The sequence below is a fragment of the Actinomadura miaoliensis genome, from assembly GCF_039536785.1.
Taxonomy (GTDB): domain Bacteria; phylum Actinomycetota; class Actinomycetes; order Streptosporangiales; family Streptosporangiaceae; genus Spirillospora; species Spirillospora miaoliensis.
This window is the reverse complement of the sequence record NZ_BAAAZG010000094.1, coordinates 1-1,178: the sequence shown is the minus strand read 5'-3', so window position 1 is coordinate 1,178 and position 1,178 is coordinate 1. Positions and strand designations below refer to the sequence as shown.

General features: G+C 58.1%; 1 rRNA gene. It reads left to right on the top strand.

Annotation, left to right across the window (positions count from 1 at the left end):
* A 23S ribosomal RNA gene (locus ABD811_RS43745) occupies positions 1-1,178 on the top strand; the annotation flags it as partial.

Genomic DNA, 1,178 nt, shown 5'->3' with positions numbered 1-1,178 from the left:
AGAAAAGCCTCTAGCGAGTGTACTGGCGGCCCGTACCCTAAACCGACTCAGGTGGTCAGGTAGAGAATACCGAGGCGTTCGGGTGAACTGTGGTTAAGGAACTCGGCAAATTGCCCCCGTAACTTTGGGAGAAGGGGGGCCACGTCTGGTGAACGCCCTTGCGGTGGGAGCTGGGTGTGGTCGCAGTGGCCAGGGGGAAGCGACTGTTTACTAAAAACACAGGTCCGTGCGAAGTCGTAAGACGCGGTATACGGACTGACGCCTGCCCGGTGCCGGAACGTTAAGAGGACCGGTTAGATCTCCTTGTGGGGTCGAAGCTGAGAATCTAAGCGCCGGTAAACGGCGGTGGTAACTATAACCATCCTAAGGTAGCGAAATTCCTTGTCGGGTAAGTTCCGACCTGCACGAATGGCGTAACGACTTCCCCGCTGTCTCAACCACAGGCCCGGTGAAATTGCAGTACGAGTAAAGATGCTCGTTTCGCGCAGCAGGACGGAAAGACCCCGGGACCTTCACTATAGCTTGGCATTGGCGTTTGGTGTGTCTTGTGTAGGATAGGTGGGAGACTGTGAAGCGGGTACGCCAGTATTCGTGGAGTCGTTGGTGAAATACCACTCTGGTCGCATTGAGCGTCTAACCCGCGCCCGTGTATCCGGGTGGGGGACAGTGCCTGGTGGGTAGTTTAACTGGGGCGGTTGCCTCCCAAAGAGTAACGGAGGCGCCCAAAGGTTCCCTCGGCCTGGTTGGTAATCAGGTGGTGAGTGCAAGGGCACAAGGGAGCTTGACTGTGAGACTGACAGGTCGAGCAGGTGCGAAAGCAGGGCCTAGTGATCCGGCATCGGCGTGTGGAAGCGATGTCGCTCAACGGCTAAAAGGTACCCCGGGGATAACAGGCTGATCTTCCCCAAGAGTCCATATCGACGGGATGGTTTGGCACCTCGATGTCGGCTCGTCGCATCCTGGGGCTGGAGTAGGTCCCAAGGGTTGGGCTGTTCGCCCATTAAAGCGGCACGCGAGCTGGGTTTAGAACGTCGCGAGACAGTTCGGTCCCTATCCGCTGTGCGCGTTGGAGAATTGATGGGGGTCTGTCCCTAGTACGAGAGGACCGGGACGGACGGACCTCTGGTGTGCCAGTTGTCCCGCCAGGGGCATGGCTGGTTGGCTACGTTCGGTCGGGA